Raw genomic sequence first — 25,349 nt, forward strand, 5'->3', positions numbered from 1 at the left:
GACGCGCCGTCGCCGGCCGGTGCCCTCGCGCACCGGCCGGTGGCCCTCCCGTATGAGCAGCACACCGACTGCACCGAGGGGAAGCCATGACAGCGAAGACCGAAGGAAGCACCGGGGCACCGGTGGCCGCCGCCACCGCACAGCCGGCCGCCGCGGCCGCCGAGGAGGTGCGGCAGGCCGCGGCCCGCGCCGCCGAACGCTCCGTCGCCCATCTGCTCGGCCGCCAGGACGCCGAGGGCTGGTGGAAGGGCGACCTGGAGACCAACGTCACCATGGACGCCGAGGACCTGCTGCTGCGGCAGTTCCTCGGCATCCTGGACGAGGACACCCTGCGCGCCGCCGCCCTGCACATCCGCGGCGAGCAGCGCGAAGACGGCACCTGGGCCACCTTCTACGGCGGCCCCGGCGAACTCTCCGCCACCGTGGAGGCGTACGTCGCGCTGCGGCTGGCCGGCGACCTGCCCGACGAGCCGCACATGGAGCGTGCCGCCGACTGGGTCAGACGGCACGGCGGGATCGCCGCCGCCCGGGTCTTCACCCGGATCTGGCTGGCCCTGTTCGGCTGGTGGCGCTGGGAGGACCTGCCGGAGCTCCCGCCCGAGATCATCTTCCTGCCGTCCTGGTTCCCGCTGAACATCCACGACTTCGGCTGCTGGGCCCGGCAGACCATCGTGCCGATGAGCGTGGTGCTCGCCAAACGCCCGGTGCGGCCCGGCCCGTTCGCCCTGGACGAGTTGCACACCGACCCCCGCTGCCCCAACCCGCCCCGGCCGCTCGCCCCGCTCGCCAGCTGGGACGGCGCCTTCCAGCGGATCGACAAGGCGGTACGCGCCTACCGGCGGATCGCGCCGAGGAAGCTGCGCCGCGCCGCCCTGCGCTCGGCCGCCCGCTGGATCATCGAGCGCCAGGAGAACGACGGCTGCTGGGGCGGCATCCAGCCGCCGGCCGTCTACTCGCTGATCGCCCTGCACCTGCTCGGCTACGACCTCGGCCACCCGGTGATGCGGGCCGGCCTGGAGTCCCTGGACCGGTTCGCCGTGGTCCGCGAGGACGGCGCCCGGATGATCGAGGCCTGCCAGTCGCCGGTCTGGGACACCTGCCTCGCGGTGATCGCGCTGGCCGACGCCGGGGTGCCCGCCGACCACCCGGCGCTGGTCCGGGCGGCCGACTGGATGCTCGGCGAGGAGATCGTCCGGCCCGGCGACTGGGCCGTGCGCCGCCCCGAACTCACGCCCGGCGGCTGGGCCTTCGAGTTCCACAACGACAACTACCCGGACATCGACGACACCGCCGAGGTGCTGCTCGCCCTGCGCCGGGTGAAGCACCCCGACCCGGCCCAGATCGAGGCCGCCGTGCGGCGCGGCGCCCGCTGGACCGCCGGGATGCAGTGCGGGGACGGCGGCTGGGGCGCCTTCGACGCCGACAACACCAGCCCCTTCCCCAACCGGCTGCCGTTCTGCGACTTCGGCGAGGTGATCGACCCGCCCTCCGCCGATGTCACCGCCCATGTGGTGGAGATGCTCGCCTGGGAGGGGAAGGCCCGCCACCCGCGCACCCGGCGCGGCGTCGACTGGCTGCTGGAGCACCAGGAGGAGAACGGCTCCTGGTTCGGCCGCTGGGGCGTCAACCACGTCTACGGAACCGGCGCGGTCGTCCCCGCCCTGGTCGCCGCCGGACTGCCCGGCAGCCACCCGGCGATCCGCCGCGCCGTCGACTGGCTGGCCTCGACGCAGAACGAGGACGGCGGCTGGGGCGAGGACCTGCGCTCCTACCGCGAGCCCCGCTGGGTCGGCCGGGGCGCCTCCACCGCCTCCCAGACCGGCTGGGCGCTGCTCGCCCTGCTGTCCGCCGGGGAGCGGGACTCCGAGGCCGCCGAGCGCGGGGTGCGCTGGCTGGTGAAGTCCCAGCGGGAGGACGGCTCCTGGGACGAGCCGTACTTCACCGGCACCGGCTTCCCCTGGGACTTCTCCATCAACTACCACCTGTACCGGCAGGTGTTCCCGCTCACCGCGCTCGGCCGCTATGTGCACGGCGAGCCGCGCCCGGTGCCCTCCTCCGCACCCCTCCCCGCCGAGGCCGCCGGGGCCCGCCGGTGACGGCAGCCCCGCCGTCCGGCACCGAAGAGCCGCCGTCGCCGCTGCTGGTCGCCTGCGCCCTGGGCATCGAGCAGCTCGCCCTGCGCAGCGCCCGCCGGCCCGGCGCGGCCGCCCCGGGCCCGTACACCGTGCTGCGGACCGGCATGGGGCCCGACAACGCCCGTCGCGCGGTGTCCGGGGCGCTCGGCGACCCGGCGCTGGCCGGCGCCGCGGTGCTGGCCTCCGGCTTCTGCGCCGGGCTGCGGCCCGGGATGCACCCCGGGGACCTGGTGGTCGCCGAGGAGACCCGCGGCCCCGAGGGCGCCACCCCGTGCGCCGGTACGGAGATCCTGGTCGCCGCCCTGGAGCGGGCCGCCCCCGGCCGCCGTGTGCACACCGGCCCGCTGATCGGCTCCGATCATGTCGTCCGCGGCCAGGAACGCGCGCTGCTGCGGGCCCGCGGCGCCCTCGCCGTCGACATGGAGTCCGCCGCCACCCTGCGGGCCGCGCTCGCCGTCGGACCGCGGCCCGTTGCCGCCGTCCGGGTGGTCGTGGACGCCCCCGAGCACGAGCTGGTGCGGATCGGCACGGTCACCGGGGGAATATCGGCCTTCCGCGTGCTCCGCTCGGTCATGCCCGCGTTCCTCGAATGGCACCGTTTCTCGCTGCTCCCCCGGAGGTGAGCCAGATGGCCATGCCGCTCCGCCAGACCATCAGGGTCGGGACGTATCTCTTCGAACAGAAGCTCCGCAGGCGGGAGAAGTTCCCGCTCATCGTGGAGCTGGAGCCGCTGTACGCGTGCAACCTCAAATGCGAGGGCTGCGGCAAGATCCAGCACCCGGCGGGCGTGCTCAAGCAGCGCATGCCGGTCGCCCAGGCGGTCGGCGCGGTGCTGGAGTCCGGCGCCCCGATGGTCTCCATCGCCGGCGGCGAACCGCTGATGCACCCGCAGATCCACGAGATCGCCCGCCAGCTGGTCGAGAAGAAGAAGTACGTCTTCCTCTGCACCAACGCCCTGCTGCTGCGCAAGAAGATCGAGAACTTCACCCCCTCCCCGTACTTCGCCTTCGCCGTGCACATCGACGGGCTGCGCGAGCGGCACGACGAGTCGGTCGCCAAGGAGGGCGTGTTCGACGAGGCGGTGGAGGCGATCAAGGAGGCCAAGCGGCGCGGCTTCCGGGTGACCACCAACTCCACCTTCTTCAACACCGACACCCCGCAGACCGTCGTGGAGGTGCTCAACTACCTCAACGACGACCTCAAGGTGGACGAGATGATGATCTCGCCCGCCTACGCCTACGAGAAGGCCCCCGACCAGGAGCACTTCCTCGGCGTCGAGCAGACCCGCGAGCTGTTCCGCAAGGCGTTCTCCGGCGGCAACCGGGGCCGCTGGCGGCTCAACCACTCGCCGCTCTTCCTCGACTTCCTGGAGGGCAAGGCCGACTTCCCCTGCACCGCCTGGGCGATCCCCAACTACTCGCTCTTCGGCTGGCAGCGGCCCTGCTACCTGATGGCCGACGGCTACGTCCCCACCTACCGCCAGCTCATCGAGGAGACCGACTGGGAGAAGTACGGCCGCGGCAAGGACCCGCGCTGCGCCAACTGCATGGCGCACTGCGGCTACGAACCCACCGCCGTGCTCGCCACCATGGGCTCGCTGAAGGAGTCGCTGCGGGCGGCCCGCGCCTCCGCCTCGGCCAAGTGAACGCCCCCGTGGGCACCTTCGACCTGGCGGCACTGCTCGCCGCGCGCGGTGGTGAGCGCTACGAGCTGCACGGCCGCCACATCAACCCGCAGCTGCCGCGGATGCTGCGCACCATCGGCTTCGACAAGTTCTACGAGCGGGCCGAGGGCGCCTACTTCTACGACGCCGACGGCGACGACTACCTGGACATGCTCTCCGGCTTCGGCGTGATGGGCCTGGGCCGGCACCACCCGGTGGTCCGCAAGGCGCTGCACGACGTGCTCGACGCCCAGCTCGCCGACCTCACCCGCTTCGACGCCCCGCCGCTGCCCGGACTGCTCGCCGAGCGGCTGCTCGTCCACTCGCCCCACCTGACGCGGGTCTTCTTCTCCAACAGCGGCACCGAGGCGGTGGAGACCGCGCTGAAGTTCGCCCGCTACGCCACCGGCCGGCCGCGGGTGCTCTACTGCGCGCACGCCTTCCACGGGCTGACCGCGGGCTCCCTCTCGGTCAACGGCGAGCACTGCTTCCGGGACGGCTTCGCCCCGCTGCTGCCGGACACCGCCGTCCCGCTCGGCGACCTGGACGCGCTGGAGCGCGAGCTGCGCAAGGGCGATGTGGCCGCGCTGATCGTGGAGCCGATCCAGGGCAAGGGCGTCCACGAGGCCCCGCCCGGCTATCTGCGCGCCGCCCAGGAGCTGCTGCGCCGCCACAAGAGCCTGCTGATCGCCGACGAGGTGCAGACCGGGCTCGGCCGCACCGGGGACTTCTACGCCTACCAGCACGACGACGGGGTGGAACCGGACCTGGTCTGCGTGGCCAAGTCGCTCTCCGGCGGCTATGTCCCGGTCGGCGCCACCCTCGGCAAGGAGTGGATCTTCAGGAAGGTCTTCTCCTCCATGGACCGGGTGGTGGTCCACTCGGCGAGCTTCGGCTCCAACGCCCAGGCCATGGCCGCGGGTCTGGCCGTCCTCGCCGTACTGGAGGACGAGCAGCTCGTCGCCAACGCCCGGCGCACCGGCGAAGAGCTGAGGAACCGGCTGGCCGCGCTGGCCGGCCGCTACGAGATGCTGCACCAGGTGCGCGGGCGCGGACTGATGATCGGCATCGAGTTCGGCCGCCCGTCCTCGCTGGGGCTGCGCGGCCGCTGGACCATGCTCCAGGCCGCCCGCAAGGGGCTCTTCGCCCAGATGGTGGTGGTCCCGCTGCTCCAGCGCCACCGCATCCTCACCCAGGTCTCCGGCGACCGGCTGGAGGTGATCAAGCTGATCCCGCCGCTGATCATCGGGGAGCGGGAGGTGGAGCGGTTCGTCTCCGCGTTCACCGCGGTGATGGACGAGGCGCACAGCGGCGGCGGGCTGATGTGGGACTTCGGCCGCACCCTGGTCAAGCAGGCCGTGGCCCAGCGCTGAGCCCTGGCGTCAGCCGGAGGCTTTGCCTCTGAGGCAATCCATTTGCCTCAGAGGGAAGACAGTGGCGCAATGGTGCCATGAGCACCCAGGCCGATCCGCCCGGCCTTTCCGAGTCCGACCCGGCGCTGCCGGACGTGGCGCCCCAGCTGAGGGCGCTGCGCCGGCGCCGGGGACTCACCCTGGAAGCCGCCGCCCGGCGCGCGGGGCTGTCACCGGCCCATCTCTCCCGGCTGGAGACCGGCCGCCGCCAGCCCTCGCTGCCGATGCTGCTCGGGCTCGCCCGCATCTACGGTACGACCGTCTCGGAGCTGCTGGGGGAGAGCGCCCCGGAGCGCGACCCGGTCCTGCGGGCCGACCGGGCCGAGCCCACCGAGGCCGACGGCTGGATCTACCGCCGAGCCGGCGCCCGGGGCCGCGCCATGCAGGCCCTGCGGGTGGAGGTCCCGTACGCCACCCCGGCCGACCTGGTGCGGGTGCACCCCGGCGAGGAGTGGCTCCACGTCCTGGGCGGCCGGGTCCGGCTCACCCTGGGCGAGACGGCACACGTCCTCGACCCGGGGGACTCCGCCCACTTCGACTCGCTGACCCCGCACCGTATCGCCGCGGCCACCGCCGGCGGGGCGGAGCTGCTGTTCGTCCACACCCTGATGCAGAGCCCCGCCGCCGAGCTGTGCCTCGGCGGCGGCACCGGCCGGGCCCGCTGAGCGGCCCGGCGCCGAGAGGAGCGATCCACCATGATCCAGGAACCGGCCGCGGACCGCGGCGAGACCTCGGGGGCCCCCGCCCCGGCGCCCGGACGGGCGGGGAAGGACGTCCGTGCGGACCGCGAGGAGCGGCGCTTCCCGACCGGCATCCTGGTCCGGCTCTTCGCCTACCTCATCGCCGGCCACCTCTTCGCGGCCTTCCTGTACCTGCTCTTCGTGCTCGGCGGCCAGAACCAGTAGCAGCCGTCAGACCCTCTCGACGCCGTCCCCGGCCCCTTCGAGCAGCCGCTCCCGCAGCTGCTCCCGGGTCTCCGGGGCCAGGCGCAGCCCCTCGGCCAGATAGCGGTCGGTGGTGCCCCAGGTCGCCTCGATGGTGTCGAAGGCCGTCCGCAGATACTCGATCCGGGCCTCGAACAGCGGGTTGAGCAGCTCCATCACCTCGGCGGACATCCCCGTCGCCGAGGTGTCGGTGCGGCGCACCTTGTAGCGGCGGCTCGGCTCGTTGGACTTCAGGTAGTCCTCCTCGATCGCCTCCCGCTCCACCCCGAGGGCGAGCAGGGTGACCGCGACCGACAGCCCGGCCCGGTCCTTGCCGGCGGCGCAGTGCATCAGCGCCGGCACGCTCTCCTCGGCGAGGGCGTGCAGCACCCGGCTGTGCTCCCCGGTGCGGTCCGTGATGATCGAGCGGTACGAGGCGATCATCCGGTTCGCGCCCTTGCCGTCGTCCAGGATGGCGCGCAGCTGGTCGAGGTCGCCGTCCCGGACCATGGTCCAGAACTCGGCGCCGTCGGCCGGGTCGGAGAGCGGGATGTTCACATTCCGCACGCCCGGCAGCGCGATGTCCGGCCCCTCCAGCTTCTGGTCGGCGGAGTTGCGGAAGTCGAAGACGGTGTGGAGCCCCAGCGTGGCGAGGAAGGCGGCGTCCTCCCCGGTGGCGTGCGCGAGGTGGCCGCTGCGGTAGAGCGTGCCCTGCCGCACCCGCCGGCCGTCCACCGTGGGCAGTCCGCCGACGTCCCGGAAGTTGCGGACCCCGGTCAGCTCGGGCTCGGTGGACGGTGCCTGCGGCAGCTGCTGGGTCACGAAGGTCTCCTCCGCGTCTGCCGTCGGCGCCGGCCGCCGACGAGGTCGCGGCTCCGACGATACGGCACGGTCACGGCGTCTTTGGAGGGGCTGTACGACCCCGGACCTGCGCGGACCCGCCGCGCGCGGGCTCGGCACCCTGGGCCGCCCCCGCCCCGGACGGGCGGCCTCCCTGTCCGTTTCGGGGCTCATGCACGTAAGGCCCGATGTGTCGGCGGAAGTGCGTTCCCTTGCGCCCCGGAGGATGCCCGGAGGATGGCGTGACCGGGCCGACTCGCCCCCGAGTGAGGGCTTCTGTCCGAATTGCTCGTTTGGCTATGTTCCAGCCCAACCTGCCCTGGTCGTGGGGCAAATGAGCCGGGCCGCGTGAGCAGCGTCATAACCGTGACGGTCCGTGCCCGCGAGGGGCTTCCAATTCCCGTGCATGGGACGGGAACTCATGATCCGTAATCCACACAGGGTGACCGCGATCATGCTCCCGCCGCACTCCCCGCAATACCCATCGGAAAGCCGCGGCTTGTTCGCGCCGACTCCGCTCGCTTAAGTTCACGGCAATCCGGCCGGACCGCCGAATCCTGCCACCGGCCCGGAATTCACACTCACCCACGCGTGGCAGGAGCGGGGGACCCAGGTAGTACGCCGAACCCCGGGAGGGGCCCGGCTCGGGGTGAAGCCGTGTCAGCGCACGGCCGGACATCTCCAGTCCGAACCCGACAGCTCACCTCGCAGGCGCCGGAGAGGATTCGCCATGCCCGGCAAGGGTAAGCACCGCCGTCCCAAGTCCAGCCCCCTCACCCGCGGGTTCGTCGCCGCCGGCACCGGTGGCGCCGCCATCGCGCTGCCGCTGTTCGCCGCGAGCGGCGCCCACGCCGCCGAGCAGAGCGCCCCGGCCGCCGCCGCCCGGACCGCCGCCGTCCAGCAGGCCGCGGCGCACAGCGCCGCCCAGGCCGCGCCCCGCACCTACACCGTGGTCGCCGGCGACTACCTCGCCAAGATCGCCCACAACAAGAACGTCAAGGGCGGCTGGCACAAGCTGTACGAGGACAACCGGAAGGTCGTCGGCGAGGACCCGGCGATGATCCACCCGGGCATGAAGCTGACCCTCGGCGCCACGTCCGGCAAGGCCGAGGCCGCTCCGGCCAAGCCGAAGGCCGACGCGGACCGCGCCTCCCGGAGCACCGCCCGCTCCGAGGCCCCGAAGCCCGAGGCCCCGGCCGCCGAGGCGCCCACCTCCTCCGGCCAGACCAGCGGCTCGGGCTTCGTCGCCCCGGTCGACGGCGGCATCGGCACCCCGTACCACCAGTCCGGCTCCATGTGGTCCTCCGGCTACCACACCGGCGTCGACTTCGCCGCCTCCACCGGCACCCCGATCAAGGCCGTCGGCCCCGGCACCGTGGTCTCCGCCGGATCGGGCGGCGCGTACGGCAACGAGATCGTCATCCAGCACGAGGACGGCAACTACTCGCAGTACGCCCACCTCTCCTCCCTCGGGGTGTCCGCCGGCCAGACCGTGAGCGCCGGCCAGCAGATCGGCCTGTCGGGCGCCACCGGCAATGTCACCGGCCCGCACCTGCACTTCGAGATCCGCACCAGCCCCGGCTACGGCTCGGACATCGACCCGCTGGCCTACCTCCGCAGCCACGGCGTCGGCATCTGATCCTTCCCGGCCCCTCCGCCTCCGCCCGGCACCCGCACACGGTGCCGGGCGGAGGCGCGTCCACTGCCTTCCCCGGTATTTCCGCCCCGCTTTTCCGCACCCCGCTTATTCCGCGTTTGGTGGAAAATTGACCGGTGGCAAACATCACGCCCCGTCAACCCCTCCTTACGGTCGCGTAGGTCACATCCTCCGTAGAAGGATGACGTGCCGTGGCAGACCATTCGACCTTCAGTGAACGTGCCGTATGCGGGTCGTACGCGGCGATCGGTGACAGTTTCACCGAGGGCGTCGGGGACCCGGGGCCCGGTGGGGCCCTCGTCGGCTGGGCGGACCGTCTCGCGGTGCTCCTCGCGGACCGGCTGCCGGAACCCGAGTCGTTCCGGTACGCCAACCTCGCCGTACGCGGACGGCTGCTCGACCAGGTCGTGGCCGAGCAGCTCCCCCGGGCCCGCGAACTCGCCCCCGACCTGGTGACCTTCTGCGCCGGCGGCAACGACATCATCCGCCCCGGCAGCGACCCCGACGACGTGGCCGAACGCTTCGAGCGCGCGGTCGCCGCGCTGGCCCCGGCGGTCGGCACGGTCCTGGTGACGACGGGCTTCGACACCCGGGGCGTCCCGGTGCTGCGCCATCTGCGCGGCAAGATCGCCACCTACAACGGCCATGTCCGGGCGATCGCCGACCGGTACGGCTGCCCGGTGCTCGACCTGTGGTCGCTGCGCACCGTGCAGGACCGGCGGGCCTGGGACCTGGACCGGCTCCATCTGTCGCCCGAGGGCCACACCCGCGTCGCCCTGCGGGCCGGACAGGTGCTCGGCCTGCCGGTCCCCGCCGACCCGGACCAGCCCTGGCCGCCGCTCCCTCCGCGCGGCACCCTGGAGGTCCGCCGGGACGACATCAACTGGGCCCGCGAGTACCTCGTCCCCTGGATCGGCCGCCGGCTGCGCGGCCAGTCCTCCGGCGACCACGTCTCGGCGAAGCGCCCCGACCTGCTGCCGCTCTGAGGCGGGGGCGGGGCCGCGGGCCCGATGCGGGGGCTGAGGCACCCGGACGGTTCCGCCGGGGGTGCCGCCTCACCGCTGTCAGAGCCGCCTTCCATAATGGAAGACCCCTCACCCGTGGAGGTCCTGTGACCGGCTCCCTGCCCCGCCCGGGGTCCCCGCTTCCGCCGCGCGCCCGGCTTCGCGCGATACGTCCGGCCGCCTTCGGGGCGGACGCCGGTGGGGAGCGCTGGGCACGCGTCCAGGCCTCGCCGAACTTCGCGGACGGCGTGTTCCGGAACCCGGTGGGCACCCGCCATCGGCCCTCGGGCTCCTCCCTGGACTTCGCCCGGACGTACTTCGAGAAGGAGTCGAAGGCCCGGCGGGCACCGGCCGGGCGGATCCCCGTGCACCCCACCACCGTCGCGGACCTCGCCCGGCCGCCGGCCACCGGCCTGCGCGTCACCTGGCTCGGCCACTCCAGCGTGCTCGCCGAGATCGACGGCGTCCGGGTCCTGTTCGACCCGGTCTGGGGCGAGCGGTGCTCCCCCTTCTCCTTCGCCGGGCCCAAGCGCCTGCACCCGGTGCCGCTGCCGCTCGCCGCGCTCGGCCCGGTGGACGTGGTGGTGATCTCCCACGACCACTACGACCACTTGGACCTGCCCACCATCCGGGCCCTCGCCACCACCGACACCCTCTTCGCGGTGCCGCTGGGCGTCGGTGCGCACCTGGAGCACTGGGGCGTGCCCGCCTCCCGTCTGCGCGAGCTGGACTGGCACGAGTCCACCGAGGTCGGCGGTGTCCGGCTCACCGCCACCCCGGCCCGCCACTTCTGCGGGCGGGGACTGCGCAACCGGCAGCACACCCTGTGGGCGTCCTGGTCGCTGGCCGGCCCCGAGCACCGGATCTTCCACAGCGGGGACACCGGCTACTTCGAGGGCTTCCGCGAGATCGGCGCCGCGCACGGCCCCTTCGACGTCACCATGATCCAGCTCGGCGCCTACAGCGACTTCTGGCCCGACATCCACATGACCCCCGCCGAGGGCCTGCGCGCCCACCTTGACCTCCAGGGGGGTGCCCCCGCCGGGGTGCTGCTGCCGATCCACTGGGGCACCTTCAACCTCGCCCCGCACCCGTGGGCGGAGCCGGCGGAGTGGACGAGGGACGCGGGGGAGGAGGCCGGCCAGACGGTGGCGTCCCCCCGACCCGGCGAGCCGTTCGAGCCTGCCGGGACGGTGCCCCGGGAGCCGTGGTGGCGGGCGGTGTCCCGGTCGATCGAGCGGCCGTGGCGCGGTCCGCAGCCCGCCGAGGTTCCGGGTGAGGCGCGTGGCGCGGATCTGGATCCCGCCGGCGAGCGGTGAGGCCGGTGGGCCCGACGCCCGTACGGCGGCTCGGGCTCACTCGGGACGGTGGCAGAAGAAGCAGCCGTCCCAGTAGGGGAGTGCGGTGAGGACGCGATGGCGGGCGCAGGAGGCCATCGCGCGCTCCTCCACCGGTGGGAACACCCCCTCGGTGGCAGGGCGCTCGGGCGGCTCGAAGGACTCGACCAGGGCGGCGAAGGTCCGCAGGTAGCCCTGGGCGAAGGGGGGTTCGTAGCCCAGCTCGTCCCACCGGTGGCGGGTCAGCGCCAGCGCGGTGGAGCGCAGGACGAACTCCTTCGACCGGGCACGCTCGGCCGCGGACGCGCCCCAGTCGACATCCTCCAGGTCGAAGCCGACGGCACCGCGCCCCATCATCTGCTGGTCCTGCAGGGTGAGCAGAGCGGCGAAGCGGTAGTCCCACGAGGCTTCGGCGAGATCGGACACCGCCAGCGTCAGCACGTCGACGAACACCGCGGTGCCGCCGTTGGACAGGTACAGGCTCTGCCCGCCGCCTGCGAACACGTTCCCCATCGGTTCACGGTAGGTCACCTCGGCGCCGCGTCGATGGCCTTTTTCGCCACCGCGGCGGGGATGTCCACCTCGGCGCCGCGCTTCGTTTTCCGGACCGGCAGGGCTGGAACCGTTCGCCTCGGGGGCCTTTCCGCCGGCCCGATGCGGGCAGCGTGATCATGACCGCACGGTCAGGGAACAGAGAGCGGGCCCCACGATGCCAGAGCAAGAGCACCGGATCGGCGAGATCTCCGCACTGCGGGAGGAGGTCGCCCAGCTGCGGCACGCCGTCGTCTCCCATGCCGTGATCGACCAGGCGATCGGTGTGGTGCTGGCCTACGGCGGACTGCGCTCCGATGCCGGTTGGGAGGTGCTCCGCGAGGTCTCCCAGCACACCAACACCAAGCTGCGCGAGGTGGCCGAGTACCTGGTGCAGTGGCCGCACTGCGCGTGGCTGCCGCCGGAGATCCACCGCGGCCTGGACGCGGCGCTGCAGCGTCGGGGCTCCCTGGGGGGCGCCTGCGGAGTGGACGAGGCGGGGCGGGACGTCTCCTTCGGGATTCGAGAGACGGGGCTCAGCCTTCCTCCTCGTCGCGGCGCAGGTGGTTCCAGACGATCGCGAGAAAGGCGATGACCGCTGAACCAGGGCCGGCGCCTTCTCCCTGTGCGGTCCATTCGAGCACGATCTCGGACAGTTGTACGGCTCTCAGCAGAAAGCGGAGAAGGCAGATCCGGCATACGGCGGCCGGCGGGCCGCTGCCGGCCTCCAGTCCCGGAGCGCGCTCGCATTGCGGGCAGCCCGGTCGGCCGGAGAATGGCGCCATCCGGTGTTTCTCCTTCGGTAGGGGGGAATGGGCGGGCCGCGGAGGCCAAGGCTCCCGTTGTGCGGCCAGGCCGCGTTCGCCGATCAGGTAATCGGGCGATTCCGACGGTAGTACAGCCGGATGAGGGTGAAGTCCGTACTGCGGGCCGGGAGTTCACCGGTGGTGCGCGCCAGGTCGGCATGTGCGCCCCGCAAGGGCGGCGGGGCGGGCGGGGTCGTGGAGAGTGCGCCGGGGATTTCGGGCCCACGGGAGGCCGGTGCGTGGGCATTCGGGCAGGTCAGATGACACGCGCATAGTGGGCGAACATATGACCGGGAGCTATTTCGATTCTCCGCCCCGAGGGCGTCTCGCCTGACGCCCCCTACCGAGGTGAACTGCGAAACCTCGTTCATTCGCCCGCAGTTGCGCTCCGGCGCACTCCCGTGCGTCGCAAATCTTCACGCCGTCCGGTGTATGAGTCGATGTGCCGGTGGCCATACTCCTAGCGGTCGCCCATGCAATTGCAGGGCCGACCGGGGAGACCGGCGATCATCGGGAGAGGCGGGACCATGGCACGGGTGAAGGTGCGCGAAGACGGGTCGGCGCAGGCGTCACCGCGTTGGCGGAAGAGCTCCTACAGCAACTTCAACGGTGAGTGCGTCGAGCTGGCGGAGCTGGACAGCGCGGTACTGCTGCGTGATTCCAAGGTTCCGGCGGGTCCGGTGGTCCAGGTCGCCCGCGGGGTGGCGGACACCTTCGTGCGGGCGCTGCGGAGCGGACGGTTCGACGGCTGATCCGCCCGGACCGGCCAGGTGGGCCGGTCGTTCCGGCCACGGCGGGCCGTGGGGATGGTGCCGCGTCCGGCTGCCGCTTGTACCGGCGGGAGCCACCCGGTACGCATGCACGTGCAGCTGCACGTGTGGGGGCCGAGTCCGCCGGGCTCGGGGGACGTCTGAGGGATGAGGGGTGCGGACGCGATGCACGGGCTCGGTGAGACGCCGGATCTGCCGAACGGCTTCGGCTCGGAGCAGGACTTGGGCCAGGACCGACCACACAGCGCGCGGATGTACGACTACTACCTCGGCGGCAAGACGAACTACCGGGTGGATCGGGATGCCGCGGAGGCGGTGATCCAGAGCTTCCCCGCCATACCGACCGTGGCCCGCGTCAACCGGGCCTTCATGCACCGGGCGGTTCGCTTTCTCGCGGCAGAGTGCGGCGTCACCCAGTTCCTCGACATCGGCTCGGGCATCCCCACCGAGCCCAATGTGCACGAGGTCGCCCAGTCCCGGACGCCCGGCAGCAGGGTCTGCTATGTCGACACCGACCCGATCGTCCTGGCCTACGCGGACGCACTGCTGACCAGCTCACCGGAGGGAAGGACGACCTATCTGGAAGCCGATGTCTCCGACCCCGAGGCGGTGCTCGCGGCGGCGGAGGAGGAGGGCGGCCTCGATCTGGGGCGCCCCGTCGCGCTGACGCTCCACGCGCTGCTCCACTTCCTCCCCGACGACCGTGATCCGTACGGCACGGTGAACCGGCTGCTCGAACGGCTGGCCCCCGGCTCGTATCTGAGCCTGACCCACTGCACCGGTGACTTCGCGCCGGGTCCGTGGCGGGAGATCGTCCGCCTCTACACGGAGAAGGGCACCCCCGCCCAGGTGCGCTCATGGGAGGAGGTGCGGCGCTTCTTCGACGGACTCGACCTGGTGGACCCGGGCCTGGTGGTGGCACACCGCTGGCGGCCGGAGCCGGCCAGCGGCCCCAGCCTGGTGGGTGATGCCGATGTGTCGCTGTACGCCGGTGTGGCGAGGAAGCCTTGACGGCCTCGGCCGGCGGCCCTACGTCCTGCCGTCCCGGATGATCCGTTCGATGTGCTGCCCGATGCGGCGCTTCGTCTGAAGCGTCGTCATGCTCTTCTCGAGCAGCCGGTCGAACCGCTTCTTGCGCTGGTCCACCTCGTCGGGCTCCTGGCAGACGAAGGCGCTTTCGGCCCGGTCCTCGTACAGCACCGTCGGGAGGACCGGCTGCTCGAAATCGAAGAGGACGGTCGGCCCCAGGGTCGGAAGATTGTGACCGTTGACCGGGATCATCCGGAAGCTGTAGCGCGGATCGTCCGCGAGCGAGAGCAGCTTCTCCATTTGCTCGATCATGATATCGGGCGTTCCGATGGTGCGGCGCAGGCAGAGCTCGTCCAGAATGCAGATGTAGCGGATGCCGGATCTGGCATGGAAGTGGCGCTGGCGTTCCATGCGGAGTTCGGTACGGCGTTTGATCTCCCGCTTGGAGGTGCCTTCCGGGGCCGCGAAGGCGATGGCGTAATACGCGTAGTCGCGGGTGTGCAGGAGACCCGGAAACCGGTCGCGGTCGTACACCCTGACGAGGTTGGCCGCCTCTTCCAGACTGATGAGGGTGAGCAGCTGGTTCTTGGCGACACCGCGCCACTCCGAACCCTGCCACCACCGCTCCTCGTTCGCCTCGGCGAGTAACTGGAGGAGGCGGTCCCGCTCCTCGGAGGTCGCCCCGTACACGGAGCAGGCCTGGTAGACGGTGTCGGTCTTGCAGGGCGTCTCGCCGGTCTCGTTGCGGCTGAGTATGTAGGTGCTGATTCCCAGGCGGGTCGCGGCGTCCTTCTGCTGCAATCCGACGGCGCTGCGCAGCCGCCGCAATTCACGGCCCACCACCATGTGCTGGGCGGTGGGCACGGCACCGTGCAGCTCCCGTGCTTGTCGTCGGGCCGGCTGGGGTCGCACTGAGTCTCCTAGAAGTGCACTGCTGGGCATCCTCGTTCAGACGCAGGGACCATGGTGCAGTACCGGATGCGGATGGCTCCACCGGATCGCGTCAATGCGCGGACAGTGCCCGGCCGTGCTTTCCGGTGCGGGAGAGGTTGCCCGCGTCCCCACCAGTCAATTTGCCATTGGCATATGCGCAAGGCTTATGGAGTATTCATTTCCGGCAGTCATGCAAGCGCATGACGTTCGGGATCATGCCGTGCGGTGGAAGACCCCCGGGCTCCGGCCCGGGAGTCGTGCCGGTGGGCCGGGGGAGGGGTCGGGAGCAAGCCAGGTCCGGTCAGCGGGACATGATGGTCCGAATATCGGCTTGGCAAAATCCCTGAGTGAGCTCTGTCGGAGCGTCCGGGGTAGACGAAAGGATCCCTCTGCGGTCGGCCGGGCCAGCTCGGCCGCGGCCGCGGACCCACCGCCGGACACGGCCCCCGCCGGCCGGCGGCAGACCTCACGCAGGGGGAACGACCACGTGATACGCACCGCGGCGCTGGGCAGCGCCGCCACTCTTGCCGCCGGGGCGCTCGCCGCCGGCCTGCTGCTCTCCCCGTCGGCCACCGCCGCTCCCGCCTCCCGGTCCGCCGGCGACGGGGCGCGGGAGGCCGTGGGAGTGAAGATCGCCGCGGCCCGCGCGGCCCGCGCCGGAATCGACTGGAAGGACTGCCCGGCCGACTGGGGCCTGGAGAAGCCCATCCAGTGCGGCTTCGTGAAGGTCCCCCTCGACTACGCGAAGCCCTTCGGCCGGACCATCGACATCGCCGTGGACCGGATCGGCAACACCGGCACCAAGGACGAGCGCCAGGGCGCCCTGATCTACAACCCGGGCGGCCCCGGCGGCTCCGGACTGCGCTTCCCGCGCCGGGTCACCACCAAGAGCCCGCTGTGGACCAACACCGCCAAGGCCTATGACTTCGTCGGCTTCGACCCGCGCGGGGTGGGCCGCTCCACGCCCATCTCCTGCATCGACCCGCAGGAGTTCGTCAAGGCGCCCAAGGCCGACCCGGTGCCGGACAGCGAGGCCGACAAGCGGGCACAGCGCAAGCTGGCGGCCGAGTACGCGGACGGCTGCAAGGAGCGCAGCGGCTGGATGCTGCCGCAGATGACCACCCCGAACACCGCGCGCGACCTCGATGTCATCCGCGCGGCGCTCGGCGAGCGCAAGCTCAACTACCTGGGCGTGTCCTACGGCACCTACCTGGGCGGCGTCTACGCCACCCTCTTCCCCACCCATGTCCGCCGCATGATCGTGGACAGCGTGGTGAACCCCTCGAAGGAGAAGATCTGGTACCAGGCCAACCTGGACCAGGACGTCGCCTTCCAGACCCGCTGGAACGACTGGAAGGCCTGGGTCGCCCGGCACGACGCCGTCTTCCACATCGGCAACACCCCGGCCAAGGTCGAGGCCAGGTACCAGGAACTGCGGGCCACCGCCAAGGCGAAGCCGATCGGCGGAGTGGTCGGCCCCGCCGAGCTCATCGGCTTCTTCCAGGGCGCCCCGTACTACGACTCCTCCTGGGTGCCGGTCGCCCAGACCTTCAGCGACTACCTCGCCGGGGACACCCAGGCCCTGGTCGACGCCATCGCCCCGGACATGTCCGACACCGCGGGCAACGCCGCCGCCGAGAACGGCAACGCCGTCTACACGGCCGTCGAGTGCGCGGACGCCAAGTGGCCCACCAGCTGGAAGCGCTGGGACCGGGACAACACCCGGCTGCACAAGGACCACCCCTTCCTCACCTGGTCCAACGCCTGGATGAACCTGCCCTGCGCCACCTGGAAGTCCAAGCAGCACGAGCCGGTCGAGGTCGGCGCCAGGCGCGGGCTGCCGCCGGTGCTGATCGTGCAGTCGGAACGGGACGCGGCCACCCCGTACGAGGGCGCCGTGGAGCTGCACCGACGGCTGGCCGGCTCGCGGCTGATCACCGAGAAGGACGCGGGCTCGCACGGCGTCACCAGCCTGGTGAACCCCTGCGTCAACACCCGGGTCGACGCCTATCTGCTCACCGGCAAGACCGACGCCCGTGATGTGACCTGCGCCCCGCACGCCACCCCGGTCCCGCCGGGCGCCAAGGCGGGCAAGGCCTCGGCCCCGGCCGCCGCGCCGCTCGACCTGCCGGCCGTGCCCGCGGTGCGCTGACCCAGGTCTGAGGGAGCACAGCGGTAACGGAGCGGCCGGCGCCATCGGGACGGGGCGCCGGCCGCTCACCGCACCGGGACGAACCCCGCCTCATAGGCGGCGATCACCGCCTGGGTACGGTCCCGGGTGCCGGTCTTCGCCAGCACGGCCGCCACATGGGTCTTGGTGGTCGCCGGGCTCACCTCCATCCGCCGGGCTATCTCCCCGTTGCTCAGCCCGGCCGACATCAGCCGCAGCACCTCCGCCTCCCGCCCGGTCAGCCGTGCCACCCAGGCGGCCGGCGGGCCGGTCCGCCCACGGTCGCCGTACGCCGCGGCCAGCGACCGCACAGCCGCCGGGAACAGCAGCGAGTCGCTCCGCGCGACCAGCCGCACCGCCTGCACCAGCTCCTCCACGGCGACCCGCTTCAGCAGGAAGCCGGCCGCGCCCGCGCGCAGCGCGTCGTACACATAGGCGTCGTTCTCGAAGGTGGTGACGACCACGATCCGCGGCAGCGGACCGGGCCCGCCCAGGATCAGTTCGGTGGCCTGGATGCCGTCCACCCGCGGCATCCGCACATCCATCAGCACCACGTCGGGGCGCAGCTCACGCACCACCGAGACGGCCTCGTCGCCGCTGGAGGCCTCGCCGACGACACTCAGCCCCGGCTCGGTGTCCAGGATGACCCGCAGGGCCGTCCGCACCATCAACTCGTCGTCGGCCAGGACGATGCGCACCCCCTTGCCGCTCACCGCGCCCCCGCTCCATACGGCAGGACGACACGGAGCCGCCAGCCCGGCGGCGACGCGGCGCCGGCGGCGGGACGGGGGCCGGCCTCCATACGGCCGCCCGAGAGCGCGGCACGCTCGGCGATCCCGCGCAGACCGCGACCACCTCCCGCCCGGGCGCCTCGGGGCGCCGGGCGCCGTTCGGCCGTCGGGTTGTCCATCGTGACCTCCACCTCTCCGTCGCCTACGGTGATCCGCAGCTCCACCGGGACCGCTCCGGCGTGCCGCAGGGCGTTGCCCAGGCCCTCCTGGACGATCCGGTACGCCTCCCGGGACACCTGCGCCGGGACGGCGAGCGGGTCTCCGGCCAGCCGGAGGTCCACCGGGGCACCCCCGGCCGCCACCAGGGTGTCCAGCGAGGCCAGCGTCGGCGCCGTCGCGAGAGCCTCCGGCCCGGGCGGCCCCCCGTCGTCCTGCCGCAACAGGCCCAGCACCGCGTCCAGTTCGCCCACGGTCCGGCGGGTGGTCTCCTCGATGGCCGTCAACGCCCGGGTGACGAAGTCCAGGTCCCGGTGGCGCTCGTCCAGCATCCGCCGTGCGGCGCCCGCCTGAAGGGTCACCGCCGACAGCGCGTGGCCGACCGAGTCATGCAACTCCCGGGCCAGCCGGTTGCGTTCGGACAGCTCCGCGGCGCGCCGCTCGGCCGCCGCCAGCCGCTCGGCCGGGGACGGTCCGAGCAGCAGCGGTGCGCACCGGGCGAGCAGGGCTCCGGCAGCCGCGGACACCGCCACGAGCGCCACCAGCGACGCCACGCCGAGGAGCGGCAGCAGCACGATGGTCGCGGGGGAGGAGTCCACGGCCAGATAGGCGCGGACCCCGGGGAGGAAGGCGGCAGCCATCAGGGCGACCGCGAACGGCGGCAGGGCCAGCGAGGCGCCCGCCACCGCCGCACCCACGCACAGATGCAGGGTGAGCCAGCAGGCGGTGCGCGCCCGTTGGGACCGGCCCCGGGCCGGTCCGTCGGCGAACCGCTCGGCGGGCTGCCCGCACAGGGACCGGGCCGCGGCCACCGACAGCGGGCGCGCCATGGGCAGCCACCCCGCCACGGCGATGAGCGGCAGGGCGGCCGCGTAGGCCGCGAACTGGAGGCGGGTATTGCCCTCCAGCGCGTTGCCGGCGCCGGTCAGCGAGCCGATGGTGACCACGCTCAGCAGCCAGAACGGCATCAGCAGCGCACCGCCGAGCACCAGATGCGCCCAGCGCAGCCGCGCCTGCCGCCCGAACAGCGCCCGGGCCGCCGAGCGGGGGGTGGCGGTGGTGGCGGCCGTGCTCGTCACGGGCGCCGAGCCGTCAGCAGACGGGCCGGCACGCAGCTCAGCAGCAGACCGGAGATCATTTCCACAGCGTAGGCCGACACGGTCAGCGCCGAAGGCGGTTCGGCACCGCCCAGAGGTGCCAGCGCCGCGAACAGCAGCCAACCGCCCCAGGCCGCCAGGGTGCTCGCGCCCACCCAGGCGGCCCCCAGCAGCGGCTTCAGCGGCAGCCCCGGCAACGGGCGGAAGGCGAGGACCAGGACGCTCACCGCGGCCACCGCGGCGAACGCGGCCCGTGAACCGTGCAGCATGGCGAAGTCCGCGGTGCGCTGGGCGAGACCCACTCGTCGAGGAACGGCCGCGAGCCCCGGACGCCGCCCCCGGCTTCGGAGAAGGCGAGTCGCAGGACCGTGTTGGCGACGAGCAGCAGCGTCCGGTGCTCCAGCAGCACACTGCCGTCCGGGATGCCGACCCTGCCGCCCGCTATCCACACCACTTTCAGCACGAGGTAGGGCAGACAGGTGGCGATCGCCACGGTACGCAGCGCCAGGGGCAGCCCTCTGGGCGGAGCGTGGACGGCGGACAGGGCGTCGGAGGTCATGGGACCACCCTGCCGCCGCTCACCGACCGTGCCATCCCGCGCGAGAGCGATCCGCCTCCCCCGGGTGGGGGAGGAACCCGGCCCGGGGGAGGAGCCGGGACGAGAGGGAGGAGACGGTACGGCGCAGGGCCCCGCCGCTGGGGGCGGCGGGGCATGGGGCATGCGGCCGAACGCCGGTCAGGCGCCCGACGGGGCGGTGGCCGCCCAGGCCCGTGCCGCCCCGGCCCCCGGCCCGGGTCTACCTCACGCCGCCGGGCCGCCCGAACCGCCGCCCAGGGCGCGGAGGATGCGTTCGGCGGCCAGGGTCGCCGTCAGCTCGCCGTCGCGGACCCGCCGCTCCAGCTCGGGTGCCAGGGCGCGGACGGCCGGGTCGGCGCGGAGGCGGCCGAGGAGTTCGTCGCGGACCATGGTCCAGGTCCAGTCGACCTGCTGGTCCCGGCGGCGGGCCGCCAGCCGGCCGGTGGAGTCCATCAGGGTGCGGTGCTGCTCCAGCCGGTCCCAGACGGTGTCCAGGCCGGTGGTCTCCCGGGCGCTGCAACTGAGCACCGGAGGCGTCCAGAAGGCGTCCTTGCCGTGCATCAGCCGCAGTGCGCCCGCCAGTTCGCGGGCGGCGGTCCGGGCGTCGCGCTCGTGCGGGCCGTCCGCCTTGTTGACGGCGATCACGTCCGCCAGCTCCAGCACGCCCTTCTTGATGCCCTGGAGCTGGTCCCCGGTGCGGGCCAGGGTGAGCAGCAGGAAGACGTCCACCATGTTGGCGACCGCCGTCTCGGACTGGCCGACGCCGACGGTCTCCACCAGCACCACGTCATAGCCGGCGGCCTCCATCACCACGATCGACTCACGGGTGGCCTTGGCGACCCCGCCGAGCGTGCCGGAGGTGGGGGAGGGGCGGACGAACGCGGCCGGGTCCACCGCCAGCCGCTCCATCCGGGTCTTGTCGCCCAGGATGGAGCCGCCGGTACGGGTGGAGGACGGGTCGACCGCCAGCACCGCCACCCGGTGCTCCATACCGGTGAGCATGGTGCCGAACGCGTCGATGAACGTCGACTTCCCCACGCCCGGCACACCGCTGATCCCGATCCGGCGGGCGTTGCCGCTGTGCGGCAGCAGCGCGGTCAGCAACTCCTGTGCCAGCGCGCGGTGCTGGGGGCGGGTGGACTCCACCAGCGTGATGGCCCGGGCGATCAGCGCCCGCTTGCCGTCGAGCACGCCCTTGACGTACGCGTCCAGATCGATCGCCATACCGCCCCCGGCCCTCAGTCGCCCTGCCCTGCGGCGGTCGCCTCACCCGAACCGGTGCCACCGGAACCGGCCGCGCCCAGCTCGCCGTGGCCGAGGTCGGCCGCCAGCCGGAGCACCAGGTCGTACGCCGCGTCCGGGATGACCGTACCCGGCGGGAAGACCGCCGCCGCGCCCATCTCCAGCAGGGTCGGCACGTCCTGCGGCGGGATGACCCCGCCGACCACGATCATGATGTCCTCGCGCCCCTCCTCGGCCAGCTGCTCGCGCAGCGCCGGGACGAGGGTGAGGTGCCCGGCGGCCAGCGAGGAGACGCCGACGATGTGCACATCGGCCTCCACCGCCTGGCGGGCCACCTCGGCCGGCGTCTGGAACAGCGGGCCGACGTCCACGTCGAAGCCCAGGTCGGCGAAGGCGGTGGCGATCACCTTCTGGCCCCGGTCATGGCCGTCCTGGCCCATCTTGGCCACCAGGATGCGGGGGCGGCGGCCCTCCTCCTCGTCGAAGGCGTCCACCAGGGCGCGGGTGCGCTCCACGGACGGGGACTCGCCGGCTTCGTTGCGGTACACACCGGAAATCGTACGGATCTGGCCGGCGTGGCGCCCGTACACCTTCTCCAGGGCGTCCGAGATCTCCCCGACGGTGGCCTTGGCGCGGGCCGCGCGCACCGCCAGCTCCAGCAGGTTGCCGTCCCCGCCGGCCGCCCGGGTCAGCGCGTCCAGCGCGTCCTGGCAGGCCCGCTCGTCGCGCTCCTCGCGCAGCCGCCGCAGCTTGGCGAGCTGCCGCTCGCGCACCGAGGAGTTGTCGACCTTGAGCACCTCGATCTGCTCGTCGGTGTCCACCCGGTACTTGTTGACGCCGATCACCGGCTGGCGCCCGGAGTCGATCCGGGCCTGGGTGCGGGCCGCGGCCTCCTCCACCCGCAGCTTGGGGATGCCCGCGTCGATGGCCTGCGCCATCCCGCCGGCCCGCTCCACCTCCTGGATGTGCTGCCAGGCCCGGCGCGCCAGGTCGTAGGTCAGCCGCTCCACGTACGCGCTGCCGCCCCACGGGTCGATGGTCCGGCAGGTGCCCGACTCCTGCTGGATCAGCAGCTGGGTGTTCCGGGCGATCCGCGCGGAGAAGTCGGTGGGCAGTGCCAGCGCCTCGTCCAGCGCGTTGGTGTGCAGCGACTGGGTGTGTCCCTGGGTGGCCGCCATCGCCTCCACACACGTCCGGGTGACGTTGTTGAACACGTCCTGCGCGGTCAGCGACCAGCCGGAGGTCTGCGAATGGGTGCGCAGCGACAGCGACTTGGTGTTCTTCGGCTCGAACTGGGCGACCAGCTTGGCCCACAGCAGCCGGGCCGCCCGCAACTTGGCGATCTCTATGAAGAAGTTCATGCCGATCGCCCAGAAGAACGACAGCCGGGGCGCGAACGCGTCCACGTCCAGACCGGCGTCCCGGCCTGCCCGCAGGTACTCGACCCCGTCGGCCAGGGTGTACGCCAGCTCCAGATCGGCCGTCGCCCCGGCCTCCTGGATGTGGTAGCCCGAGATGGAGATCGAGTTGTACCGCGGCATCCGCTGCGAGGTGAAGGCGAAGATGTCGGAGATGATCCGCATCGACGGCTTCGGCGGATAGATGTACGTGTTGCGGACCATGAACTCCTTGAGGATGTCGTTCTGGATGGTCCCGGCCAGCTTCTCCGGCGGTACGCCCTGCTCCTCGGCGGCCACGATGTACAGCGCCAGCACCGGCAGCACCGCGCCGTTCATCGTCATCGACACGGTCATCCGGTCCAGCGGGATGCCGTCGAAGAGCTGGCGCATGTCGTAGATGGAGTCGATGGCCACGCCCGCCATGCCGACGTCACCGGTCACCCGCGGGTGGTCGCTGTCGTAGCCGCGGTGGGTGGGCAGGTCGAAGGCGACCGACAGGCCCTTCTGCCCGGCCGCCAGGTTGCGCCGGTAGAAGGCGTTGGACTCCTCGGCCGTGGAGAAGCCCGCGTACTGGCGGATGGTCCACGGCTGGTTGACGTACATCGTCGGGTAGGGCCCGCGCAGGTACGGGGCGATGCCCGGGAAGGTGTCCAGGAAGTCCAGGCCCTCCAGGTCCTGCCCGGTGTACAGCGGCTTGACCCCGATGCCCTCCGGGGTCTCCCAGAGCAGGTCGTCCCCGCCGGCGGCCCGCTTGACGGCCGTACGCCACTCGTCGGCGCCGGCGGCCGGGGACGGCGACCCCAGCCCGATCCCGGAGAAGTCGGGGACGTCCCCGCTTCCCGGGGCTCCCGTGCTCCCGAGGACTCCCATCACGACACTCCCATACGGTCGAGGGCGGCGGTGAGCACCGCGACGGCGTCACCGCCCGCGAAGACATAGCTGTCGATCCCCTGGTACCCCTGCTCCGAGGCCGGGCGGCCGGCCAGGAACACATGCCCGGCGCCCGCCGCGCGCAGCTTTGCGGCGACCGCCTCGGCCTGCTCCCCGTACACCGTGTCGCTGGAGCAGAGGCAGGCCTCGGCCGCCCCGCTGTCGGCGAACGCGCCCTCGGTGACCGGCTCGATGCCGCCGGCCTGGAAGAGGTTGGCGGCGAAGGTCAGCCGGGCGGTGTGCGCGGCGGCCGGGCCCAACGCGGCCAGATAGATCCGGGGCCGGGCGCCGGTGGCGGCCAGATGCGCGTCGGAACGCGCCCGCAGCGCCTCGTACGCCTCGTCGCGCCGCACCCGGGGCAGCCCGCCGGACAGGGGCTGCGGCGCCGGCTCGCGGACCACCGGCTTCTCCGCCAGATGCGGGAAATCGCTGACGCCGGTGACCGGTTCGCGCCGCTTGGCCAGCTTGGCGCTCCGCTCGGCCCAGGTCGCGGCCAGCCGCTCGCCGACCAGCCCGGAGCGCAGGGCGGCGCCCTGGCCCCCGGCCCGTTCGATCTCCTGGAAGAACGCCCAGCCCGCCTCGGCCAGTTCGTCGGTGAGCCGCTCCACGTGGTACGAGCCGCCGGCCGGGTCGATCACCCGCGCCAGATGCGACTCCTCCACCAGGATGGTGGCGGTGTTGCGGGCGATGCGCCGGCCGAAGGCGTCGGGGAGGCCGAGCGCGTGGTCGAAGGGGAGCACGGTGACCGAGTCGGCGCCGCCCACCCCGGCCGCCAGCGTGGCGACCGTGGTCCGCAGCATGTTCACCCACGGGTCCCGACGGGTCATCATCACCGGCGAGGTCACCGCGTGCTGGACCTGCGCCCCCGCCCCGCCGGCCCCGCAGACCTCGGCCACCCGGGCCCAGAGGCGGCGCGCCGCACGGAGCTTGGCGATGGTCAGGAACTGGTCGGCACTGGCCGCGTACCGGAACTCCAGCTGCCGGCAGGCCTCCGCGATTCCCAGACCGGCCCCGGTCAGCTCCCGCAGGTACGCCACGCCGGTGGCCAGCGAGCAGCCCAACTCCTGCGCCGCCGAACCGCCCGCCTCGTGGTACGGCAGGGCGTCCACGGTCAGCGCCCGCAGCGTCCCGCCGCCGGCGCCGGCGCGGCCGAAACGCTCGGCGCACAGCCGCGCCAGACCGGCCGCCGCCTCGAAGTCCGGCGCCCGCCCGGTACGGGCCTCGTACCCGAGCGGGTCGGCGCCGAGGTTGCCGCGTACCGCCTCGTCGGCGACGCCCCGCTCCGCGTACAGCGCCAGCAGCGCGTCCGCCGCGGCCGGCGTCTCGGCGCCGGCGTCCAGCACGATCGGTGCCAGGTCCAGATAGACGCCGTCCAGCACCTGGCCGAGCCGGTCCACCGGGATGCCGCCCTCGCCGAGGACCAGCCAGAGCGAGGTGACGCCGTTCTCCAGGTCGGCCAGGACCGCGGCACCGTCGTCCGCGGTGTGCCGCTGGCGCACGTCCCAGCCGCCCACCGTGCCGCCCTCGACCCGGCCGCCGCGGACGAACGGCGCGAAGCCGGGCAGCCCGGGGTCGGGCGCGGAATCGCGCGCGGTGTACAGCGGGCGGATGGTGAGCCCGTCCTCCAGCCGGGTGGACAGGGCGTCCTCCGCCTGGTCGGCGGGCACGTCCTTGCCCGACTTCAGCAGGACGCCCGCCACCAGGCGCTGCCACTGCTCGGGGGAGGCGTCGGGGAACTCGGCGGCCAGCGGAAGGCCGTCGTCAGGCAGGACCGTCATGCTCGGATGCTAGGTCAGATGCACAAAGGTGCAGCAGGGGCCGCGAGTGTGACCTTGTTCTCTTGTCGCGGCACTCAGTGCCACCTACGGGGTGTTTGTCCGGCTGAGGGCGGTGCCGGGCCGGTCCGGGCGGCGTCCGGACGGCGTCCTCTGCGGGGTCGGCCGCGC

At 72.8% G+C, this 25,349-nt stretch carries 23 protein-coding genes and 1 riboswitch; of the genes, 13 read left to right on the forward strand and 10 right to left on the reverse strand.

What is annotated here, in order from left to right; all coding sequences use genetic code 11:
- The first annotated feature begins 86 nt into the window (after positions 1-86).
- The 6 genes from shc to M1O15_RS11840 all read left to right on the forward strand — a co-directional run bounded on the left by shc (position 87) and on the right by M1O15_RS11840 (position 6,115).
- Positions 87-2,096, forward strand: coding sequence for a squalene--hopene cyclase (gene shc, locus M1O15_RS11815; protein WP_248633608.1), 2,010 nt, complete (start codon positions 87-89; stop codon positions 2,094-2,096).
- Positions 2,093-2,758: a phosphorylase family protein gene (locus tag M1O15_RS11820; protein ID WP_248633611.1), complete on the forward strand. Its 666-nt coding sequence runs from the start codon at positions 2,093-2,095 to the stop codon at positions 2,756-2,758. Before shc ends, M1O15_RS11820 begins: the two co-directional genes overlap by 4 nt.
- A 5-nt stretch (positions 2,759-2,763) precedes the next feature.
- Positions 2,764-3,780, forward strand: a complete 1,017-nt coding sequence (gene hpnH / locus M1O15_RS11825) for an adenosyl-hopene transferase HpnH (protein ID WP_248633612.1) — start codon at positions 2,764-2,766, stop codon at positions 3,778-3,780.
- The gene (locus M1O15_RS11830; protein WP_248633614.1) at positions 3,777-5,171 is read left to right on the forward strand and encodes an aspartate aminotransferase family protein; all 1,395 of its coding nucleotides are present in this window, start codon (positions 3,777-3,779) and stop codon (positions 5,169-5,171) included. Before hpnH ends, M1O15_RS11830 begins: the two co-directional genes overlap by 4 nt.
- 77 nt (positions 5,172-5,248) lie before the next feature.
- Positions 5,249-5,875: an XRE family transcriptional regulator gene (locus M1O15_RS11835; RefSeq protein ID WP_248633618.1), complete on the forward strand. Its 627-nt coding sequence runs from the start codon at positions 5,249-5,251 to the stop codon at positions 5,873-5,875.
- A gap of 30 nt (positions 5,876-5,905) precedes the next feature.
- A complete protein-coding gene (locus tag M1O15_RS11840) occupies positions 5,906-6,115 on the forward strand; it encodes a DUF6126 family protein (RefSeq protein WP_248633619.1) in 210 nt (69 codons plus the stop codon).
- Between the two features lie 6 nt (positions 6,116-6,121).
- Here M1O15_RS11840 and M1O15_RS11845 read toward each other — a convergent pair whose 3' ends face one another.
- Positions 6,122-6,955 (reverse strand): tyrosine-protein phosphatase, encoded by an 834-nt coding sequence (locus tag M1O15_RS11845; protein WP_248633620.1) that lies wholly within the window; start codon positions 6,953-6,955, stop codon positions 6,122-6,124.
- Positions 6,956-7,545: 590 nt separating this feature from the next.
- A riboswitch (cyclic di-AMP (ydaO/yuaA leader) is annotated at positions 7,546-7,700 on the forward strand.
- A 3-nt stretch (positions 7,701-7,703) separates the two neighbouring features.
- On the opposite strand from M1O15_RS11845, the gene M1O15_RS11850 reads away from it, so the two are divergent.
- From M1O15_RS11850 to M1O15_RS11860, 3 genes are all read left to right on the forward strand, one after another.
- Positions 7,704-8,612: a M23 family metallopeptidase gene (locus M1O15_RS11850; protein WP_248633622.1), complete on the forward strand. Its 909-nt coding sequence runs from the start codon at positions 7,704-7,706 to the stop codon at positions 8,610-8,612.
- 209 nt (positions 8,613-8,821) lie between these two features.
- The gene (locus tag M1O15_RS11855; protein WP_248633629.1) at positions 8,822-9,616 is read left to right on the forward strand and encodes an SGNH/GDSL hydrolase family protein; all 795 of its coding nucleotides are present in this window, start codon (positions 8,822-8,824) and stop codon (positions 9,614-9,616) included.
- A 125-nt stretch (positions 9,617-9,741) separates the two neighbouring features.
- Positions 9,742-10,953 (forward strand): MBL fold metallo-hydrolase, encoded by a 1,212-nt coding sequence (locus tag M1O15_RS11860; protein WP_248633631.1) that lies wholly within the window; start codon positions 9,742-9,744, stop codon positions 10,951-10,953.
- A 36-nt stretch (positions 10,954-10,989) separates the two neighbouring features.
- Here M1O15_RS11860 and M1O15_RS11865 read toward each other — a convergent pair whose 3' ends face one another.
- Entirely contained in the window at positions 10,990-11,484 is a 495-nt protein-coding gene (locus M1O15_RS11865; protein ID WP_248633632.1) for a hypothetical protein, read from the reverse strand.
- Between the two features lie 196 nt (positions 11,485-11,680).
- Here M1O15_RS11865 and M1O15_RS11870 point away from each other — a divergent pair, with 196 nt between their 5' ends.
- The 3 genes from M1O15_RS11870 to M1O15_RS11880 all read left to right on the forward strand — a co-directional run bounded on the left by M1O15_RS11870 (position 11,681) and on the right by M1O15_RS11880 (position 14,089).
- The gene (locus M1O15_RS11870; RefSeq protein WP_248633633.1) at positions 11,681-12,097 is read left to right on the forward strand and encodes an ANTAR domain-containing protein; all 417 of its coding nucleotides are present in this window, start codon (positions 11,681-11,683) and stop codon (positions 12,095-12,097) included.
- A 738-nt stretch (positions 12,098-12,835) separates the two neighbouring features.
- A complete protein-coding gene (locus M1O15_RS11875; protein ID WP_248633634.1) occupies positions 12,836-13,060 on the forward strand; it encodes a DUF397 domain-containing protein in 225 nt (74 codons plus the stop codon).
- A gap of 183 nt (positions 13,061-13,243) precedes the next feature.
- Positions 13,244-14,089: an SAM-dependent methyltransferase gene (locus M1O15_RS11880; RefSeq protein ID WP_282576629.1), complete on the forward strand. Its 846-nt coding sequence runs from the start codon at positions 13,244-13,246 to the stop codon at positions 14,087-14,089.
- Positions 14,090-14,107: 18 nt separating this feature from the next.
- Here M1O15_RS11880 and M1O15_RS11885 read toward each other — a convergent pair whose 3' ends face one another.
- A complete protein-coding gene (locus M1O15_RS11885; protein WP_248633635.1) occupies positions 14,108-14,971 on the reverse strand; it encodes a helix-turn-helix domain-containing protein in 864 nt (287 codons plus the stop codon).
- A gap of 556 nt (positions 14,972-15,527) precedes the next feature.
- On the opposite strand from M1O15_RS11885, the gene M1O15_RS11890 reads away from it, so the two are divergent.
- Entirely contained in the window at positions 15,528-17,192 is a 1,665-nt protein-coding gene (locus tag M1O15_RS11890) for an alpha/beta hydrolase (RefSeq protein WP_248633636.1), read from the forward strand.
- A 65-nt stretch (positions 17,193-17,257) separates the two neighbouring features.
- On the opposite strand, the gene M1O15_RS11895 is transcribed toward M1O15_RS11890, so the two are convergent.
- The 7 genes from M1O15_RS11895 to M1O15_RS11925 form a co-directional block, all read right to left on the reverse strand.
- On the reverse strand, positions 17,258-17,878 hold the full coding sequence (locus M1O15_RS11895) for a response regulator (protein ID WP_248633757.1): 621 nt from the start codon (positions 17,876-17,878) through the stop codon (positions 17,258-17,260).
- Between the two features lie 41 nt (positions 17,879-17,919).
- Entirely contained in the window at positions 17,920-19,236 is a 1,317-nt protein-coding gene (locus tag M1O15_RS11900) for a sensor histidine kinase (RefSeq protein WP_248633637.1), read from the reverse strand.
- Entirely contained in the window at positions 19,233-19,523 is a 291-nt protein-coding gene (locus M1O15_RS11905) for a hypothetical protein (RefSeq protein WP_248633638.1), read from the reverse strand. The genes M1O15_RS11900 and M1O15_RS11905 overlap by 4 nt, the downstream gene beginning before the upstream one ends.
- Entirely contained in the window at positions 19,478-19,813 is a 336-nt protein-coding gene (locus M1O15_RS11910) for a hypothetical protein (protein WP_248633640.1), read from the reverse strand. The genes M1O15_RS11905 and M1O15_RS11910 overlap by 46 nt, the downstream gene beginning before the upstream one ends.
- A gap of 243 nt (positions 19,814-20,056) precedes the next feature.
- On the reverse strand, positions 20,057-21,055 hold the full coding sequence (meaB, locus tag M1O15_RS11915) for a methylmalonyl Co-A mutase-associated GTPase MeaB (RefSeq protein WP_248633642.1): 999 nt from the start codon (positions 21,053-21,055) through the stop codon (positions 20,057-20,059).
- Between the two features lie 14 nt (positions 21,056-21,069).
- Positions 21,070-23,343, reverse strand: a complete 2,274-nt coding sequence (scpA, locus tag M1O15_RS11920; RefSeq protein ID WP_248633648.1) for a methylmalonyl-CoA mutase — start codon at positions 23,341-23,343, stop codon at positions 21,070-21,072.
- On the reverse strand, positions 23,343-25,181 hold the full coding sequence (locus M1O15_RS11925; protein WP_248633650.1) for a methylmalonyl-CoA mutase family protein: 1,839 nt from the start codon (positions 25,179-25,181) through the stop codon (positions 23,343-23,345). Before M1O15_RS11925 ends, scpA begins: the two co-directional genes overlap by 1 nt.
- Positions 25,182-25,349: the final 168 nt, after the last annotated feature.

Source organism: Streptomyces lichenis (assembly GCF_023218175.1).
Lineage (GTDB): Bacteria > Actinomycetota > Actinomycetes > Streptomycetales > Streptomycetaceae > Streptomyces > Streptomyces lichenis.

Bases quoted from the DNA above. Each gene is read 5' to 3' on its own strand.
- M1O15_RS11835 (WP_248633618.1), top strand. From the start codon at position 5,249: ATGAGCACCCAGGCCGATCCGCCCGGCCTTTCCGAGTCCGACCCGGCG.
- M1O15_RS11865 (WP_248633632.1), bottom strand. From the start codon at position 11,484: ATGGGGAACGTGTTCGCAGGCGGCGGGCAGAGCCTGTACCTGTCCAAC.
- scpA (WP_248633648.1), bottom strand. From the start codon at position 23,343: ATGGGAGTCCTCGGGAGCACGGGAGCCCCGGGAAGCGGGGACGTCCCC.
- M1O15_RS11870 (WP_248633633.1), top strand. From the start codon at position 11,681: ATGCCAGAGCAAGAGCACCGGATCGGCGAGATCTCCGCACTGCGGGAG.
- M1O15_RS11850 (WP_248633622.1), top strand. From the start codon at position 7,704: ATGCCCGGCAAGGGTAAGCACCGCCGTCCCAAGTCCAGCCCCCTCACC.
- M1O15_RS11840 (WP_248633619.1), top strand. From the start codon at position 5,906: ATGATCCAGGAACCGGCCGCGGACCGCGGCGAGACCTCGGGGGCCCCC.
- M1O15_RS11925 (WP_248633650.1), bottom strand. From the start codon at position 25,181: ATGACGGTCCTGCCTGACGACGGCCTTCCGCTGGCCGCCGAGTTCCCC.
- M1O15_RS11880 (WP_282576629.1), top strand. From the start codon at position 13,244: ATGCACGGGCTCGGTGAGACGCCGGATCTGCCGAACGGCTTCGGCTCG.
- M1O15_RS11910 (WP_248633640.1), bottom strand. From the start codon at position 19,813: ATGACCTCCGACGCCCTGTCCGCCGTCCACGCTCCGCCCAGAGGGCTG.
- shc (WP_248633608.1), top strand. From the start codon at position 87: ATGACAGCGAAGACCGAAGGAAGCACCGGGGCACCGGTGGCCGCCGCC.
- M1O15_RS11895 (WP_248633757.1), bottom strand. From the start codon at position 17,878: ATGGTGCGGACGGCCCTGCGGGTCATCCTGGACACCGAGCCGGGGCTG.
- M1O15_RS11875 (WP_248633634.1), top strand. From the start codon at position 12,836: ATGGCACGGGTGAAGGTGCGCGAAGACGGGTCGGCGCAGGCGTCACCG.
- hpnH (WP_248633612.1), top strand. From the start codon at position 2,764: ATGGCCATGCCGCTCCGCCAGACCATCAGGGTCGGGACGTATCTCTTC.
- M1O15_RS11905 (WP_248633638.1), bottom strand. From the start codon at position 19,523: ATGCTGCACGGTTCACGGGCCGCGTTCGCCGCGGTGGCCGCGGTGAGC.
- meaB (WP_248633642.1), bottom strand. From the start codon at position 21,055: ATGGCGATCGATCTGGACGCGTACGTCAAGGGCGTGCTCGACGGCAAG.